General features: G+C 67.3%; 17 protein-coding genes. 7 read left to right on the forward strand and 10 right to left on the reverse strand.

Annotation, left to right across the window (positions count from 1 at the left end):
- Nucleotides 1–43: 43 nt before the first annotated feature.
- Nucleotides 44–214: an HVO_0758 family zinc finger protein gene (locus D3D02_RS20785; RefSeq protein ID WP_199722979.1), complete on the reverse strand. Its 171-nt coding sequence runs from the start codon at nucleotides 212–214 to the stop codon at nucleotides 44–46.
- Nucleotides 215–360: 146 nt separating this feature from the next.
- Here D3D02_RS20785 and D3D02_RS00240 point away from each other — a divergent pair, with 146 nt between their 5' ends.
- The 4 genes from D3D02_RS00240 to D3D02_RS00255 all read left to right on the forward strand — a co-directional run bounded on the left by D3D02_RS00240 (nucleotide 361) and on the right by D3D02_RS00255 (nucleotide 3859).
- A complete protein-coding gene (locus D3D02_RS00240; protein WP_121568416.1) occupies nucleotides 361–1488 on the forward strand; it encodes an MFS transporter in 1128 nt (375 codons plus the stop codon).
- A 72-nt stretch (nucleotides 1489–1560) separates the two neighbouring features.
- Nucleotides 1561–2703, forward strand: coding sequence for a glycosyl transferase family 2 (locus D3D02_RS00245; RefSeq protein WP_121567980.1), 1143 nt, complete (start codon nucleotides 1561–1563; stop codon nucleotides 2701–2703).
- Nucleotides 2700–3197 (forward strand): hypothetical protein, encoded by a 498-nt coding sequence (locus tag D3D02_RS00250; protein WP_121567982.1) that lies wholly within the window; start codon nucleotides 2700–2702, stop codon nucleotides 3195–3197. The genes D3D02_RS00245 and D3D02_RS00250 overlap by 4 nt, the downstream gene beginning before the upstream one ends.
- Before the next feature lie 62 nt (nucleotides 3198–3259).
- Nucleotides 3260–3859: a CoA pyrophosphatase gene (locus tag D3D02_RS00255; RefSeq protein WP_121567984.1), complete on the forward strand. Its 600-nt coding sequence runs from the start codon at nucleotides 3260–3262 to the stop codon at nucleotides 3857–3859.
- A gap of 34 nt (nucleotides 3860–3893) precedes the next feature.
- Here the strand turns inward: D3D02_RS00255 and D3D02_RS00260 are convergent, their stop codons facing one another.
- The 6 genes from D3D02_RS00260 to trpC form a co-directional block, all read right to left on the reverse strand.
- Complete coding sequence (locus tag D3D02_RS00260; RefSeq protein WP_121567986.1) at nucleotides 3894–4319, reverse strand: Hsp20/alpha crystallin family protein; 426 nt, start codon at nucleotides 4317–4319, stop codon at nucleotides 3894–3896.
- Nucleotides 4316–4474, reverse strand: coding sequence for a hypothetical protein (locus D3D02_RS20790; RefSeq protein ID WP_199722980.1), 159 nt, complete (start codon nucleotides 4472–4474; stop codon nucleotides 4316–4318). Before D3D02_RS20790 ends, D3D02_RS00260 begins: the two co-directional genes overlap by 4 nt.
- A gap of 161 nt (nucleotides 4475–4635) precedes the next feature.
- Entirely contained in the window at nucleotides 4636–5430 is a 795-nt protein-coding gene (locus D3D02_RS00265; protein ID WP_121567988.1) for a 2-amino-3,7-dideoxy-D-threo-hept-6-ulosonate synthase, read from the reverse strand.
- A gap of 27 nt (nucleotides 5431–5457) precedes the next feature.
- Entirely contained in the window at nucleotides 5458–6297 is an 840-nt protein-coding gene (gene trpA / locus D3D02_RS00270) for a tryptophan synthase subunit alpha (protein ID WP_121567990.1), read from the reverse strand.
- Between the two features lies 1 nt (nucleotide 6298).
- Nucleotides 6299–7546 carry a tryptophan synthase subunit beta gene (trpB, locus tag D3D02_RS00275; RefSeq protein WP_121567992.1) on the reverse strand — a complete coding sequence of 416 codons (1248 nt, stop codon included), beginning with the start codon at nucleotides 7544–7546 and terminating at the stop codon, nucleotides 6299–6301.
- Nucleotides 7543–8424, reverse strand: a complete 882-nt coding sequence (trpC, locus tag D3D02_RS00280; protein WP_121567994.1) for an indole-3-glycerol phosphate synthase — start codon at nucleotides 8422–8424, stop codon at nucleotides 7543–7545. The genes trpB and trpC overlap by 4 nt, the downstream gene beginning before the upstream one ends.
- A 131-nt stretch (nucleotides 8425–8555) precedes the next feature.
- Between trpC and D3D02_RS00285 the strand changes: the two genes are divergently transcribed.
- Nucleotides 8556–9008 carry an MGMT family protein gene (locus D3D02_RS00285; protein WP_121568417.1) on the forward strand — a complete coding sequence of 151 codons (453 nt, stop codon included), beginning with the start codon at nucleotides 8556–8558 and terminating at the stop codon, nucleotides 9006–9008.
- Between the two features lie 36 nt (nucleotides 9009–9044).
- On the opposite strand, the gene D3D02_RS00290 is transcribed toward D3D02_RS00285, so the two are convergent.
- Nucleotides 9045–10013 (reverse strand): CPBP family intramembrane glutamic endopeptidase, encoded by a 969-nt coding sequence (locus D3D02_RS00290; protein WP_121567996.1) that lies wholly within the window; start codon nucleotides 10011–10013, stop codon nucleotides 9045–9047.
- A gap of 5 nt (nucleotides 10014–10018) precedes the next feature.
- Nucleotides 10019–12178 carry an ATP-dependent protease LonB gene (gene lonB / locus D3D02_RS00295; protein WP_121567998.1) on the reverse strand — a complete coding sequence of 720 codons (2160 nt, stop codon included), beginning with the start codon at nucleotides 12176–12178 and terminating at the stop codon, nucleotides 10019–10021.
- Between the two features lie 166 nt (nucleotides 12179–12344).
- On the opposite strand from lonB, the gene D3D02_RS00300 reads away from it, so the two are divergent.
- Together D3D02_RS00300 and D3D02_RS00305 are read left to right on the forward strand one after the other, a co-directional pair.
- Nucleotides 12345–12878: a nicotinamide-nucleotide adenylyltransferase gene (locus D3D02_RS00300; protein WP_121567999.1), complete on the forward strand. Its 534-nt coding sequence runs from the start codon at nucleotides 12345–12347 to the stop codon at nucleotides 12876–12878.
- 7 nt (nucleotides 12879–12885) lie between these two features.
- Nucleotides 12886–13692 (forward strand): S-adenosyl-l-methionine hydroxide adenosyltransferase family protein, encoded by an 807-nt coding sequence (locus tag D3D02_RS00305; protein WP_121568000.1) that lies wholly within the window; start codon nucleotides 12886–12888, stop codon nucleotides 13690–13692.
- 46 nt (nucleotides 13693–13738) lie between these two features.
- Here the strand turns inward: D3D02_RS00305 and thsA are convergent, their stop codons facing one another.
- A complete protein-coding gene (gene thsA, locus D3D02_RS00310; RefSeq protein WP_121568001.1) occupies nucleotides 13739–15307 on the reverse strand; it encodes a thermosome subunit alpha in 1569 nt (522 codons plus the stop codon).
- Nucleotides 15308–15487: the final 180 nt, after the last annotated feature.

Consider the following 15487-nt stretch of genomic DNA (forward strand, 5'->3'; position numbering starts at 1 on the left):
CCTGTCTGCGGCCGTTCCCTCCGATTCACCTCCCGCCCGCTGTCTACCGGAGTTCCTTCCACTCCGTTTCGCAGTCGGGACACCGCCGCACGGTGTAGACCTCGTCGGGATCGTTTTCGGTCTTCAGCGTCTCGCCGCACTCCGCGCAGTTCAGACGCCCGTAGGTGTCTTTCTCCAACTCCCCGTCTCGAAGCCCCTTCCGCGTCGTCTTCATAGTCACCTCGAACGTGGAGGGCGCGCGGTAAAAAGATCAGTATAGCGCCCTCCGCTCGTCTCCGGCGCCGGACCGCAACAGTTGACACCCCTTACGGGCAAGAGTCGGTCGTGTCTCGGAGCCGACTGTTCGGTACGCTCTGTTCGATGTTCTTCCTGGTGAACCTCGCGAGGGTCGTCTTCGCACCGCTGCTGCAGGAGTTCATCGCGGTGTTTCAGATCGGCGAGGGCACGGCCGGGCTCATCGCGACGCTCGCGTGGCTCGGCAGCGCGCTCCCGCGGATCCCGACCGGCTGGGTGCTCACGCGCGTCCCCCGTCACCGCGTGATCCTCGTGACCGGCGCGGTGCTCACGACGGCCGCGGCGTTCACCGCGAGCGCGAACTCGGTGCTTTTCGTCGGCATCGGCGCGCTCCTGATGGGCCTCTCCTCGGGCGTCTATCTGGTCGCCGCGAACCCGCTCGTCAGCGAACTCTACCCCGAACGCGTCGGCTGGGCGCTCGGCGTCCACGGGATGATGAGCCAACTCGCCGCCGTCGCGGCCGCGCCGCTCGTAACGCTGATTCTGACGTTCTTCTTCGACTGGCAGCTCGTGTTCGTCTGCGTCGCGGCCGCGGCGGCGCTCGTCACGATTGCGCTGTATTTCGCCGCGCGGTCGACAGAGCTCCCCGACGCGGGCACCGACGACAGAGACCTCCTCGGCGCGATCCGCTCGGAGTGGCGCGTCGTGCTCTTGGGCGTCGTGGTCGTCGGCGCGACCGGCTTCGTCTGGCAGGGACTGTTCAACTTCTACGAGCTGTATATGGAGACGAAAGGGCTCGCCGACGCGACCGCGAAGAACCTCCTCACGGTGATCTTCGCCGCTGGCGTCCCCGCCTTCTTTATCTCCGGGCGGCTCACTGACCGGCTCCCGCGCGTCCCGTACATTCTCGTGATCATCGGGTCGTTCACCGTCTCCGTGCTCGTGCTGACAGTCACGACGGGACTCGTTCCGATCCTCGTCCTCACGGCGGTGATCGGCTACGTGATCCACAGCCTCTTTCCGGCGATCGACACCTATCTGCTGGACACGCTACCGGACGAGACGCGAGCGAGCGCGTACGCGTGGTACTCCGGTGGGATGATGGTCGTCCAAGCGACGGGGTCGTCGGCCGTCGGGACGCTCCGTGAAGTGGGACTCGCCTACGACGCCATCTTCACGCAACTCGCGCTCGGACTCGCCGTCGTCGTCGTCGGGCTGGTCGCCTTCCAGCAGGCGGGGCGGCTCCCGCAGTGACGCCCACGGCGCGCGGGCGAGAGGCATCCGGAACCCCCGCGCTTTTGCTCGTTCCGCCCTGAGAATGCTTCGATGGAGTACGTGCAAGCGCGGGTGACGACGCTCCACGGTCTCGCCGATCCGCTCCCGACCGCGCCGACAGGGCGCGCGGCGGTCGTCGTGCCGATGACGGAGCGCGACTGTCAGGGCGCGGCCGCAGACCGGGTGCTACAGACGCTCGAACGGCTGGATCCCGCTCGGGTCGTCGTTCCGCTCCGCGCCGCCCCCGAGCGCGTCGCGTCGGTCCACGAGTGGCTCTCGACGTACGACCTATGGCTGGAACTGCTGTGGTGCGACGGCCCACGCCTCGCGGAGCTGCTCGCCGATGCCGGTCTCGCCGGCGGTCGCGGAAAGGGCCGCGACGTGTGGCTGGCGCTCGGCCGCGCAGCCGAATCGGAGTTCGTCGTCGTCCACGACGCCGACACGACGACCTACGACGAGTCGTTCGTCCGTCGACTGCTGTTCCCGCTGGCGAACGGCCACGACTTCTCGAAGGGCTACTACGCGCGCGTCGAAGACCGGCGCCTCTACGGCCGGCTCTTTCGGCTCTTCTACGTCCCGCTCGTCCGCGCGCTCGTCGATGCCCACCCCGACCCCTATCTCCAGTATCTCGATTCCTTCCGCTACGCACTCGCGGGCGAGTTCGCTGCGACGGCCGAGACGGCCCGCCGGATCCGGACGCCCCGGAAGTGGGGGCTCGAAGTCGGAACCCTCGGCGACGCGTTCGACGTCGCCGGGTTCGAGGGGACAGCACAGGTCGACCTCGGCACGTACGAGCACGACCACCGCGCGGTCGACGGCTCGGCCGGGCTCTCGGAGATGAGCCGATCGGTCGGCGAGACGCTCCTGCGGGGCGTCCTCGAACACGGCATCGACGTCGACTTCGAGACGCTCTCAGAGCGCTATCGGACGACGGCAGAGACGCTCGTCGAGCAGTACGCGATGGATGCGGCGTTCAACGACTTCCACTTCGACCGGGACCACGAGCGGCGGCAGGTGACACGCTACGCGGCGGCGGTCACCGAACCGACGGGAAGCGACGATCGCCTCCCGGCGTGGGAGGACGCGCCGATCACTGCGGATGCGGTGTTCGACGCGGCCACGTCCGACCTCGAAGACGCGATTGGACCGGGAACGACGAGCGCGCCACCGATCGACGCGGGAGGCGGCGAGTGACGGACGATTTCCGGGCGAGTGACTTACAGCGAGACGAACTCGCCGGCGTCGTCGACCTCTTCGGTGCGCTCGCTCCCGGCGAACTCGAGGAAGCCCTCGCAGAACTGGCGTTCAAACGGCAGGCGAGCGTCGACGCCGACGTCGTTGCCGAGGCCGTCGACGACGCGATCGCGGCGTTCGCGCTCGTCCGCTACGAGAACGACGGGGAGACGCTGCTCGCGCCCGGCCCGGCCGCCTTTCCGTCGCTCCCCGAGCACGCCGAAGACCTGCCGCACATCCTCGAGGTGCCCACGCGCGAGGTGGACCGCGAGACCGCCGACGCGGCCGTCGCCGAACGCCTCAGAACGGCGGCCGCGCGAGCCGTCGCGGAGGAGGATGACGCCGAAATGCGTCGGCTCCTCGACGTTACGTACGACGTCGACGTGTGGTCCGATACTGTCGCAGTCGACGACATCCGCGCGCGACTCGACGACGCGCTCGACGGCGACTCCTAATTCTCTCACATAAAGAGCCGGCCGACAGTATAAGCCCCCTCGGCTCGTACCCCACTCCGAGTATGGATCTCTCGCGGGTGTCGGCGTATACACCGGAGCCGGTCGGCGGCGCGGGCCAACAGGCGGCGGTCCTCGCCCCGGTGCTGGTACGAGACGGGGAAACGCACGTCCTGTTCACGAAGCGCGCGGACCACCTCGGGGAGCACCCCGGACAGATGAGTTTCCCCGGCGGCTCACGCGAACCCGAAGACGGCACGCTCCAGACGACAGCGCTCCGCGAGGCCGACGAGGAGATCGGACTGCGGTCCAAGGAGACGGCCGTCTTCGGCCGTCTCGACGACATCCTGACCGTGACTGACTACTCCGTACGGCCGTTCGTCGCCGCAGTCCCCAACCGCGCGTACGATCCTGACGAACGCGAAGTCGCCGAAGTCGTCCCGCTCGCCGTCTCTGACCTCGTCGACCTCGACAATTACGAGTCTGAACGGCGCGAGTTCTCCGGCTACGGTTGCCGCCGCATTCACTACTTCCACGTCGGCGACTACACGGTCTGGGGGGCGACCGGGCTGATGCTCGCGCAGTTGCTCGAACTGACGACCGACTGGACCGTCCCCGAGGAACCGGACCGCGTCGTCGACTCAGACGCGGAGCTTCCGGTGTAGGACGCGAGACGCGAGAGAAAGGGCCGCTCGGCGCTCAGGCGTCGTCGCCGCGCTTCGGGAGTCTGATTCGGAGCGTGCCCGCGTCGGTGACGGTCGCCGAAGCGTTTTCGGCGTCGACAGCGGCCCCGTCGGGAAGCCGTGCCGCCCCGTCTAAGGCGAGCCCACGTCCGGGGAAGCGCATCTCGAAGCCCTCGTAGAAGTCACGGAAGCGGTCGATGCGGACCTGCACCTCGCCGTTCTCGAAGCGCACCTGCACGTCTTTCTCGCGGACGCCCGGCGCGTCGAAGACGACGAGGTAGGCGTCGTCGCTCTCTAAGAGGTCGTACGGCAGCGGCTTTCGTTCCTGCACGCGCGCGACGCTGCGGCCGACGCGTTCCAGTGCGTTCTCGGCGACCGATTCGCCGATCTCGCGCAACCGCTCGGGATCGCCGAGGTCGCTGAGCTTTCTGAAGCCGCTCATAGCTCGATCGCCTCCAGGGGCTCGCTCCCGCGGCAGTACGGACAGACGAAGTCGGCGACGCCGACGTCGTCGGGCATATCGTACGTGTAATGAAGCTCGAACATATCCATCTCGCACTCGTCGTCGGTGCACCGTACTTCGAGCGTAGTTGGCATATCCACGGCTTGGCTCGCCACGATGATAAACGCGCGGGCTCGCCCCGCTCTGCCGGACGGGAGCGGGACGCTGCGGGACGGCGACCCGAGACGTTCGCCGTCGCTGCAGGGCGCGAGGAGAGGAGAATACGAACCGCTCGTCGGGCAGTGATCGGCGTCGGTTACGCTTCGAGACCGAGGCCGCCGGCCTCGACGGCCTCGTCGACGTCGGCGTCGTCGTGGATGATCGCGCTGACGGTCCGGGTGATCGCTTCGGGGTCGTCGTGCTGGAAGATCGAACGCCCCATCGAGACCCCCGACGCACCGGCGTCCATCGCGCCGCGGACCATCTCTGCGGTCTCGCGGTCGGTGCCGCGGCTGCCGCCGGCGATGACGACGGGGAGCCGCGTCGCCTCACAGACGCGCTCGAAGGAGTCAGCGTCGCCGGAGTAGGCGGTCTTCACGACGTCGGCACCGAGTTCCTCGGCGATGCGGACGGCGTGTGCGAGGCTCTCGGCGTCGTGTTCGTCCACGCCCGGCCCGCGCGCGTAGCTCATCGCGAGGACCGGAATGCCGAGCCTGTGGGCGGTTTCGGTCAGATCGCCGAGTTCGGTCAGCTGATCGGGCTCGTGATCGCTGCCGATGTTGATGTGGAAGGAGACCGCGTCCGCACCCGCGCGGAGCGCTTCTTCGACCGAGCCCGTCCGCCGTTTGTCCTCTTCGTCGGGACCGATGACCGTCGAGCCGTTGAGGTGAACGATGTAGCCTTTCCCGTTCTTGTTTCCGTGGACGCGCGGTGCGACGCCTTTCTGCGTGAGGACGGCGTCTGCGCCGCCGCGCGTGATCGAGTCGACTGTCGATTCGAGACCTACGAGGCCCTTTACAGGGCCGAGTGTGATGCCGTGGTCCATCGGGACGACGAGGTATCGCCCCCCTGTCGAGATGCGATCGAGTCGGGCTGTGAGTCCTGCGTTCATCGTGTGAGAAACTGTGGCAACCGTCGGTTATTTGCCTTCCGCTTGGGGCACGCGTTGTTCGTATCCGCGCAGGGCGCCGTCCTTCAGTTCGCGGGCCTTCTCTTCCAGCCGCGCGGCGACGGCGTCCGCAGATTCCCCGGTCTCGTGACCCTCGGCGACGATGTCGACGAGCGCGCTCCCGACGATGATTCCGTCCGCCCCGGCGGCGACGATCCGCTCGGCGTGATCGCCGGTTTTGATCCCGAACCCGACGGCCTTCGGCACGTCGTAGTCGGCGAGGCGTTCGAGACTCTCCTCGGTCTGTCCGGAGACGTCGTCCTGCGCGCCGGTGACGCCCAAGCGCGCCTGCACGTAGACGTAGCCGGAGACCTGCGACATAATCCGGTCCAGGCGCTCGCCGCGCGTCGTGGGAGCGACGATGAAGACGAGGTCGAGTCCGAACTCGTCGCACGCGTCTCGCAGGGGGTCGGCCTCCTCCGCAGGGAGGTCGGGGACGACGAACCCCGAGAGTCCGAGTTCCGCGGCGCGCTCGACGAACGGCCGCGGTCCGGGCTCGTCGCCGTACTGGTAGATGAGGTTGTAGTAGGTCATACAGACCAACGGAACGTCCACGTCGAGGTCGTCGACGAACTGGAAGAACCGATCCGGGGTCATCCCCCCTTCGAGCGCCCGCACGACGGCGTTCTGGATCGTCGATCCCTCGGCGACCGGTTCCGAAAAGGGGAGGCCGAGTTCGATGACGTCCGCGCCGCCGCGTTCGAGCGCCTCGACGTATTTCAGCGAGGACTCGTAGTCGGGGTCGCCAGCGGCGAGATACGGGACGAACGCTGGACCGTCGGCGAACGCGGCGTCGAGGTCGTCGGCCATCTCAGATCCCCCCCGAGAACTCCGCCAGCGACGGCGCGGCCTCGATGTCTCGCTTTTCGGTCTCCTCGATGACGGTTTCGAGGTCCTTGTCGCCGCGGCCGGAGACGTTCACCAGCACCGTCTCCCCGAGGTCCTCGTGATTTTCCTCCAGGTAGCCGAACGCGTGGGCCGTCTCCAGCGCGGGGATCACGCCTTCGAGCTGTGAGAGCCGGTGGAACGCTTCCAGCGCGCAGTCGTCGTCGACGTTGACCGCGTTCACGCGCTCCTCGTCGACGAGCTGTGCGAGTTCGGGGCCGACGCCAGCGTAGTCGAGGCCGGAGGAGACGCTGTGGCTCTCCATAATCTGGCCGTCGCTGTCCTGGAGGAGCTTGGTCCGCGCCCCGTGAAGGACGCCCTCCTCGCCCGTCGACAGCGACGCGGAGTTCGGCGCGACTCCCGCTTCCTCGTCGACTTCGAGCGTCGAGCCGCCGGCCTCGACGGCGTACAGCCCGACGTCTTCGTCGTCGACGAAGTGCGCGAACGTCCCCATCGTGTTCGACCCGCCGCCGGCGCACGCGAGCACCGAGTCCGGGAGTCCGCCCGTCTGTTCGCGAAGCTGGCGGCGCGCCTCCTCGGAGATGACCGCCTGGAAGTCCCGAACCATCGCCGGGAAGGGGTGCGGGCCGACGACCGACCCGATGACGTAGTGGGTGTCCTCGACGTTCGTCGCCCAGTCGCGCATCGTCTCGGAGATGGCCTCCTTCAGCGTGCCGCGGCCGGTCGTGACCGGATTGACCGCCGAGCCGTTGAGCCGCATCCGGAAGACGTTCGGGCGCTGGCGGTTGATGTCGCGCTCGCCCATATAGATCTCACAGGGCATATCTAAGTGGGCTGCCGCCATCGCCGTCGCGGTGCCGTGCTGTCCCGCGCCGGTCTCGGCGACGATCCGCTCTTTGCCCATATACTTCGCCAGGAGGACCTGGCCGAGCGCGTTGTTGAGTTTGTGCGCGCCGCCGTGGAGCAGATCCTCGCGCTTTAAGTAGACCTCGCGGCCGTAGCGCTCCGAGAGGCGCTCGGCGTGCTGGGTCGGCGTCGGTCGCCCGCCGAAGTCTCGCAGCCGCGCGCGGAACTCGTCCATAAAGCCGTCCTCGTTCTCCAGTACGTAGCGCTCGTAGGCGTCTGTCAGCTCCTCGATCGCCGGCATCAGTGCCTCCGGTACGTACTGTCCACCGTACTTGCCGAACTTGCCGTCCGCGTATTGCTGTGTCATCGTGTGTCGGTATCCGTGGCCGCGTCTGTCGTTTCCGTGTCTGTCACTGTTGTCGCGGCTGTGCTCGCCGTGTCCGGCGTTGCCGCATCTCTGTTCGTGCGCTCGGCGTCGACCGTGGTTAGTCGCTCGGTGTTCGCCTCGACGTCGCCGTCCATAATGGCCGTCCCGATCAAGAGCGCGTCCGCCCCTGCGGCGCGCATCCGCCGGACGTCGTCGACGCTCGCGACGCCGCTCTCGGCGAGGAGTGTCACGTCCTCGGGAACGTGGGGGGCGAGACGCTCGAACGTCCCCAGGTCGACTTCCAACTGCCCCAGGTCACGGTTGTTGATGCCGATGATCTCCGCGCCGACGTCGAGCGCGCGGTCGAGTTCCGCGCGCGTGTGAACCTCTACGAGCGGCTGGAACCCCCGCTCCTCGGCCGCCTCGTACAGCGTCGCGAGCGAGTCAGTGTCGTCCTCGTCGAGGAAGCGCGCGATGAGTAAGACCAGATCCGATTCGACGACGTCGAGTTGCTCCTCGCGGACGACGAAGTCCTTGCGAAGCACCGGCACGTCGACGGCCTCGCGGACGCGCCGGAGGTTCTCCGTCGACCCGCCGAAGTGTTCGGGCTCAGTCAGCACCGACAGCGCCGTCGCGCCGCCAGCAACCATCTCGCGCGCGAGCGCGACCGGGTCGTCGGTTCGTTCACCGTCGGTCGTCGGGCTGGTCGGCTTGACCTCGGCGACGACGGGGACGCGTCCGGCCGCCTCCGTCGCCGCGACCGCCTCGGGGAACGACCGCGAGCCGACGTCGAGTGTCCCCTCACCGCCGGACCGCTCGCGGGCCGCCGCGAGGATCGATCGCACCTCGGGGGCAAGTTTGTCCTCACTAGCGTTCATCTATGTCCATTAACGGACGCTTTTGCACATAAGGCTTGCGCGTCGCGGCCGGGTCCATCCCCGGTGGTCACTGGGCGGACGCGGCCCCTGTATCGCGAACGTTCAAGAACGACGACGCGCAACTCGCGAGTATGGACGTCGGCGTCTTCACCCGCGAGTCCGACCGGCTGGGCCGGGCGATCGAGATCGGGATCGCCAGCGGCCGCGTGATCAGCGTCTCGTTCCCGGCGTCGCCGCCGTCGGACGCAGCCTCCGATCACCCGCTGTTGGATCGCGCCTTCGCGTACCTCGACGGCGCGTCCGACCACTTCGACGACGTCGAGGTCGCACTCACGGTCCCAACCGAACAGCGGCGCGTCTTGGAAGCGACGCGCAACGTCCCCTACGGCGAGACGGTGTCACTGGACCGCGTGATGCGGATGGCCGACCTCGACCCTGACGAAGCCGAGGACGTGGAGACTGCGCGCACGGCGCTCGCGGAGAATCCGGTGCCGCTTTTCGTCCCGGACCATCGCGTCCGCGACGCCCCCAGCGGCGCCCCCGCGTCGGTGGCAGAACGCTTGCGGGAGATCGAGTCGGCCTGAGGATACCTGCAGAACGTCGAAGCGGGTTCGGAACGATCAGATGTCCCGCGTCCACTCGACGCCGAGCCCTTCGTGCACGACGAACTCCAGCGCGTTCACGAGGTAGTGTGCGACCACGACGACGAGGAGACTTCCAGTCACGACGAACACCGCCGCGAGGACGAAGCCCAGCGTCCCGGTCACGAGCACACCGAGGCGACCCTGTGCGCCGTGTCCAAGCGCGAATGCACCCGAGGAAACGACGGCCAGCACCCACGGCGAGACGTCGTAGCCGGCCGCGACGACGCCGACGAGTGCTCCCCGAAAGAGCAGTTCCTCGAAGCCCGCGATGATTGGCAATACGACGAGCAGCAGGACCGCCCAGCCGACGAGCGTGTCCGGCGCGAGCGCGCTCCGCAGTCGTTCGCCCTCGCCGAGTCCGAACTGCGCGCCGACGGCCGCGCCGGCCTCGTTCGCGGCGTAGAGCGCGAGACCGAGGCCGACACCGATCGCGAGGGCGCGCACGCTGACGGTCTCTGCAGCGACGCCGAACGCCCACGCGGGGATCTCGGCGTACCACGCACCTGCGAGCAAGAGTACGCCAAAGAGGCCCTGCGAGACGGCGACGTTCGCGAGCAGCGACGCGGTCGAGAGTTCCTGTGCGGACCCGCCCTGATTCAGACCCGCATCTGTCACCCGGTACTCGACGCCGGACTTCGGCAGCACGATCGTCTCCTCGTCGTGGCGCGCCTTCGCAGCCTCGTCGGTCGCGTCGACGCGCTGAAACGCTCCGACTTCGGTGGGCTCGCCGTGCTCTGTCTCCGAGCCGTGAGCGGCGGCGTTCGCGCCGGTCTCACTATCGGCGTCGGTCGATCGCGGCCTCGCGGCTCGCCTCTGCTGATCGACGTCGCCGTCGCTCTGCGTGTGATCTCGTTCGGAAAGCACGCCGCGTGACGCGTGCGAAAGTAAGAGGAGCCCCGCGGTGACGACGAACGCGAATCCGGCGAACGTCGCCCACTGGGGCATAGACGTTACTGCGGGCTCGGGCTCGAGGGTCCGGAGACGTTCTCGCCCTGCGAGAGCGCCGAGCCGGTGATGCTCTTGAGGCGGTCGACGAGCGAGTCCTTCTCGGGCTCGCCTTCGAGCGCGATGTCGAGCACTTCGCTGATGTGGGAGACGGGGATGATCTCGACCATCTCCTCGTACTCCTCTTCGATCATCACGTCTTGCATGTTCGCGGCCGGGATGATGACCCGGTCACAGCCGGACTTGGCGGCGGCCTCGATCTTGTGGGTGACCCCGCCGACCGGAAGCACGTCGCCGCGGACCGACAGCGAGCCGGTCATCGCGAGCGACTGATCGACGCCCATATCTTCGAGCGCGGAGATGACCGCGGTCGCGACCGTGATGGACGCGGAGTCGCCGTCGACGCCCTGCTGGCCGGTCTGGACGAACTGGATGTGGATGTCCTTCTCGGAGATGTTCTCGTCGGAGAACTTCTTGATGATCGCCGAGACGTTCGAGACGGCCTCTTGGGCCATCTCCTTCAGCTGGCCGGTCGCGATGACCTCACCGGGACCCTGCGACGGCGTGACTTCGGCCATCACGGGGAGCATAATGCCCGAGTCTTCGCCCATCACGGCGAGCCCGTTGACGCGGCCGACCTCGTAGCCTTCCGAGACCTGCAGTTCGTAGTCCTTCCGGCGCTCGATGTAGTCGTCTGCGAGCTGCTGTTCGATCGAGCGGCTGCGGCCCTTCGCCTGCAGCACGTGATCGCGCGTGACGACGTCGGCGTCCTCCGAGCGGGCGATGTCGCCGGCGACCCGGACGAGCCCGCCCAGGTTACGCAGTTTGAGCGTCAGGTGGCCCTTGCGGCCGGCACGCCGCCGCGCTTCGAGGATGATCTCCTCGATCGCCTCGGCGGAGTACTCCGGCAGGCGGCCGTCTTTGCTGACTTCCTGGGCCACGAAGCGGGCGTACTTCCGGCGCATCTCGGGGGTGTCCTCGATGGTGTCGTCCATGTACACCTCGTACCCGTAGCCCTTGATCCGCGAGCGCAGGGCGGGGTGCATATTCTCCATCGCGTCGAGGTTCCCCGCGGCGATCATGATGAAGTCCGTCGGGACGGGTTCGGTCTGGACCATCGCGCCCGAGGACCGCTCGGACTGGCCGGTGATCGAGAACTCGCCCTCCTGAATCGCCGTCATCAGGTGCTGCTGGCTGCGGATGTCGAGCGTGTTGATCTCGTCGATGAACAGCACGCCCTTGTTCGCCTTGTGGATCGCGCCGGGTTCGACGCGGTCGTGGCTCGGCGTCTCCATCCCACCGGACTGGAACGGGTCGTGGCGGACGTCGCCGAGCAGTGCACCGGCGTGGGCACCGGTCGCGTCCTCGAAGGGCGCGGTCGTCGTGTCGGCGTTGTTCACGATGAGGTTCGGCACCATCGCGTCGCCACCGCGCGAGCCGTAGCGGAACGCGAGGTAGATGACACCGGCTGCGAGGATGCCGAGCAGGATCTGCCCGGCGATGATGAACGAGTAGCCGATGACGATCGCGATGATGATCCACATGAGGAACGAGCGCATCTGGTTGCGCTTTCTCGCTTCCTCTTTGTGGGCCTCGACGATCTGCTCGCCTTTCCCGGCGGGAACGGTCCGAACCTTGGGATTGTTCCCGTCGTCGGGGTTGTGATAGACGAGGACGTCCTGCAGTTCTTCGGGCGGCAGCAGCTCCGACATCGCCTTCGCGAGCATCGACTTGCCCGTCCCGGGCGAGCCGATCATCATCACGTGCCGCCGTTGCTTTGCGGCCTTCATCACCACGTCTCGGGCGTGTTCCTGCCCGATGACCTGGTCGACGAGCCGGTCTGGAACGTCGATCTCCTCTGTGGAGTCGATCCGCAGTCCACCGAGGAGGTCGTCTTCGTCGACGTCCTCTGCGACCTCGGCGTCGACTTCGACGTCGCTTCCGAGGTCCTCGATGGTACCCTCGACGTTTCCATCGGAGTGACCGTTCCGGTCTCCGGGACGGTCGCCTCGCTCGTCGGGTCCGACGGCTCCGTCGGACGGTTCGTCGGCGACCCCGTCGGGGAACCGCTCACTGCCGTCAGACGGCGGTGAGTCGGGCGCCTCGTCGGTGACGCCGCCCCCCTCTTCGGGGGCGTTCTCGTCGGCTTCCGTGTCGTTACTCATAGAATACTTCGCTACCTATACGGTAGGCCGGGCGACTGATATACTTTCTCCTCGAATGTGTCAGGGCTGCACCCGCGATATCGACTGTTTCAGGCCGCTTGTGTGCTGTATTACCGCTCTGCCGCGTCTCGGGGTATTTATAAATGATGGCAGCCACAGTTGTGGTATGCGGGGGTTCTATATCGGCCGGTTCCAGCCCTACCACAACGGGCACCACCGGATGGTCGAGGAGATCGCACGTGAAGTCGACGAACTCGTCCTCGGGATCGGATCGGCTGGCGACTCTCACAGCCCGCGGAATCCGTTCACGGCCGGCGAGCGGGTGATGATGGTGACGAAGTCCGTCTCGGACCTCGATATCACCACCTACGCGGTCCCGATCGAGGACCTCGATCGGAACTCCGTCTGGGTGAGCCACGTCCAGAGTATGTCGCCCGCGTTCGACGTCGCCTACTCCAACAACCCGCTCGTCATCCAACTGTTCTCGGAGGCCGGCGTCGAGGTCCGCCAGTCGCCGATGTTCAATCGGGACGTCCTCGAAGGCGCGGAACTCCGCTCGCGAATGATCCACGGCGAGGACTGGCAGAGTCTGGTACCGGACCCCGTCGTCGACGTCGTCGACGAGATCAACGGCATAGAGCGCATCCAGCGCGTCAGCGACACCGACGCTAACGGCGACAGCAGTACGGACCCCGAGTGAGAGAGGAATGCTCACGCTCGCCTCCGATTTCGGCTCCCCGTACCCGGCCGCGATGAAAGGCGTCGTCCTCCAGCACACCGACGCCCGCCTCGTCGACGTCGCCCACGATCTCCCCCGCCAGGACGTCCGCGCCGCCGCGTTCTGGTGTCGCGAGACGCTCCCGTACTTCCCGCCCGCGGTTCACCTCGTCGTCGTCGACCCCGGCGTCGGCACCGACCGCGACGCGCTCGTCGTCCGCGCGGGTGAGCACGCGCTCGTCGGCCCCGACAACGGCGTGTTGCTGCCGGCGGCGCGTCGCCTCGTTGCGAACGCCGACGAGACCGTCCCCGTCGAGTGTTTCGTCTACGACTACGCGAATCCGGCCTCGTCGACGTTCCACGGTCGGGACGTGTTCGCCCCTGCCGCAGCCGAAGTCCACGAAGTCGGCGTCGGCGCCGTCGAATCGATCGACGCGGTGACACACGCGGAGACGTTCGCGGCCGCTGACGCACCCGAAACAGTCGTCGACTGCCGGTTCCCGGAACCGACGCTGGACGCCAGTGCAAACGAGGCGCGCGGCGAGGTCCTCGTCGTCGACGACTTCGGCAACGCGATCACGAACGTCCCCGGCTCCTTCCTCGACGGTCGTGAGGGCGAGGGCATCGACGTGAACGGCACCGCGGCGACCGTCGCGACTGCGTTTGCGGACGTTCCCGAGGGCGCACACCTGGTGACCGTCGGGAGCCACGGCTACGTCGAGTGCGACGTGAATCGGGGTCGTGGGGACGAGGCGTTCGATCTCGCCCCCGGTGACGACGTCGTGCTCTCGGAGTGAGACGCGCTTCTGTGAGGAAAGAGCGATTACTGGGGATGGGGCGCGCTTACTTCGCGGCGATGACGTCGTCGATGCGGATGATCATCGTCGCCGCCTCAGTGGCGGCGGTGACAGCTTCGCGCTTCACGGCCGCGGGGTCGAAAATGCCCGCCTCGATCGGGTCGCCAACGTCGCCAGTTCGCCCCGTCGAGAGAATCCCCGCGACGCCGTCGCGGTCGAACGTCGATCGGAGTTCGACGACGGCGTCGATCGGGTCCATTCCGGCGTTCGTCGCGAGCGTGCGCGGGAGCGCCTCGACGGCGTCGGCGAAGGCCTCGACCGCGAGCTGTTTCCGTCCCTGCACCCCGCTCGCAGCCGAGCGGATGTGATCTGCGACCGCGACTTCGGTCGCGCCGGCGCCGGGGACGACGCCGCCCGCATCGATCGCGGCGACGGTGACGCCGACGGCGTCAGAAATCGCCCGTTCGAGTTCGTCGACGACGTGTTCGGTCCCGCCGCGGAGCAGGAGCGTCACCGTTTTGGCGGCGTCGCCGCCCTCGACGAAGGTGAGTTCGTCGTCGCCGAACGTCCGGGTCGCAATCCGGTCTGCGTGGCCGAAGTCGGCGGGATCGAGATCGCGCACGTCGCCGAGTTGCTTCGCGCCGGTCGCCCGAGCGATAGCGCGCGCATCCGCGGACTTCACGCTCTTGAACGCGAGGATGCCCTGCCGCGCGAGGTGGTCGACGACGCGGTCGGCGATCGACTTCGTGCAGAAGACGACGTCGACGCCGGCGTCCGCCAGTGCCGTCGCGTACCCGCGGAGTTCCGCGTCTTCGGCCTCGATCGCGGCTTCGAGTTGGTCGACCGAGGAGATGCTGTATTCGGTGCCGGCTTCGCCCTCGCGGACGTCGAGTTTCGTCGTCAGGACGGCGACCGTCGCGTCCTCGACGGATCGGGGCATTCCGTCGTGAGCGCGCGACTTGTCGACGACGACGCCCTCGACCAGTTCGGTCGCCGACGACGACGCGCCCGTCCGGGTGAGGATGCGCACGTCGTCGTCGTCGAAGGGTTCGCTTCCGTCGTGGACCGCGCGGACGGCGTCGACGACGTGGCGCGCGAGCACGTCGGCGGTGACGTCGCCGGTGCCTTTGCCGGTCATTGACGACTCCGCGACGGCCGCCAGCACGTCGTCGTCGAGTGTCACGTCGAGCACCTGGTTCTCGATTGCCTCCCGGGCGAGTCGGGCGGCCTCGTTGTAGCCCTCGATGATGACCGTCGGGTGGAGGTCGTCGTCGAGGAGGTGCTCCGCGTGCGAGAGGAGTTCGCCCGTCAGCACCGACGCGGTAGTGGTGCCGTCGCCGACGCTCTCCTCTTGGGTCTGTGCGACCTCGACGATCATCTGTGCGGCCGGGTGCTCGATGTCCATCTCCTCGAGGATCGTCGCGCCGTCGTTGGTGACGACGACGTTGCCCTCCGAATCGACGAGCATCTTGTCCATCCCGCGCGGGCCGAGCGTCGTGCGAACGGCGCTCGCGACGGCCTTTCCCGCTCGGATGTTCGAGTCCTGTGCGTCACCCCCGCGGGTGCGCTCGCTGCTTCCGGAGAGAACGTACAGTGGCTGCATACGTGTCGACATAGTTATGGAACCTCGACAGAAAAGACGTTAGCAGTTCTATATGTACATTTCGAATTTTAGGGTCTGAATGCCGTTAAGACGCTTCTAAGCGTGATTGTGTGTTTCTCGCTACGGAGTGTCAGCAGGCAAGCGACGGGTTGTGACACTTGAGCTATGGTTCTCGGGTGCCAGGACACGACG

It is taken from the genome of Halobellus sp. Atlit-38R (genome assembly GCF_003665925.1).
Classification (GTDB): domain Archaea; phylum Halobacteriota; class Halobacteria; order Halobacteriales; family Haloferacaceae; genus Haloquadratum; species Haloquadratum inordinatus.

What these genes read in the sequence shown, in the direction of transcription:
- D3D02_RS20785 (WP_199722979.1), bottom strand. Translation starts at nt 214, where the DNA reads ATGAAGACGACGCGGAAGGGGCTTCGAGACGGGGAGTTGGAGAAAGAC.
- D3D02_RS00240 (WP_121568416.1), top strand. Translation starts at nt 361, where the DNA reads ATGTTCTTCCTGGTGAACCTCGCGAGGGTCGTCTTCGCACCGCTGCTG.
- D3D02_RS00245 (WP_121567980.1), top strand. Translation starts at nt 1,561, where the DNA reads ATGGAGTACGTGCAAGCGCGGGTGACGACGCTCCACGGTCTCGCCGAT.
- D3D02_RS00255 (WP_121567984.1), top strand. Translation starts at nt 3,260, where the DNA reads ATGGATCTCTCGCGGGTGTCGGCGTATACACCGGAGCCGGTCGGCGGC.
- D3D02_RS00260 (WP_121567986.1), bottom strand. Translation starts at nt 4,319, where the DNA reads ATGAGCGGCTTCAGAAAGCTCAGCGACCTCGGCGATCCCGAGCGGTTG.
- D3D02_RS20790 (WP_199722980.1), bottom strand. Translation starts at nt 4,474, where the DNA reads ATGCCAACTACGCTCGAAGTACGGTGCACCGACGACGAGTGCGAGATG.
- D3D02_RS00265 (WP_121567988.1), bottom strand. Translation starts at nt 5,430, where the DNA reads ATGAACGCAGGACTCACAGCCCGACTCGATCGCATCTCGACAGGGGGG.
- trpA (WP_121567990.1), bottom strand. Translation starts at nt 6,297, where the DNA reads ATGGCCGACGACCTCGACGCCGCGTTCGCCGACGGTCCAGCGTTCGTC.
- trpB (WP_121567992.1), bottom strand. Translation starts at nt 7,546, where the DNA reads ATGACACAGCAATACGCGGACGGCAAGTTCGGCAAGTACGGTGGACAG.
- trpC (WP_121567994.1), bottom strand. Translation starts at nt 8,424, where the DNA reads ATGAACGCTAGTGAGGACAAACTTGCCCCCGAGGTGCGATCGATCCTC.
- D3D02_RS00285 (WP_121568417.1), top strand. Translation starts at nt 8,556, where the DNA reads ATGGACGTCGGCGTCTTCACCCGCGAGTCCGACCGGCTGGGCCGGGCG.
- D3D02_RS00290 (WP_121567996.1), bottom strand. Translation starts at nt 10,013, where the DNA reads ATGCCCCAGTGGGCGACGTTCGCCGGATTCGCGTTCGTCGTCACCGCG.
- lonB (WP_121567998.1), bottom strand. Translation starts at nt 12,178, where the DNA reads ATGAGTAACGACACGGAAGCCGACGAGAACGCCCCCGAAGAGGGGGGC.
- D3D02_RS00300 (WP_121567999.1), top strand. Translation starts at nt 12,345, where the DNA reads ATGCGGGGGTTCTATATCGGCCGGTTCCAGCCCTACCACAACGGGCAC.
- D3D02_RS00305 (WP_121568000.1), top strand. Translation starts at nt 12,886, where the DNA reads ATGCTCACGCTCGCCTCCGATTTCGGCTCCCCGTACCCGGCCGCGATG.
- thsA (WP_121568001.1), bottom strand. Translation starts at nt 15,307, where the DNA reads ATGTCGACACGTATGCAGCCACTGTACGTTCTCTCCGGAAGCAGCGAG.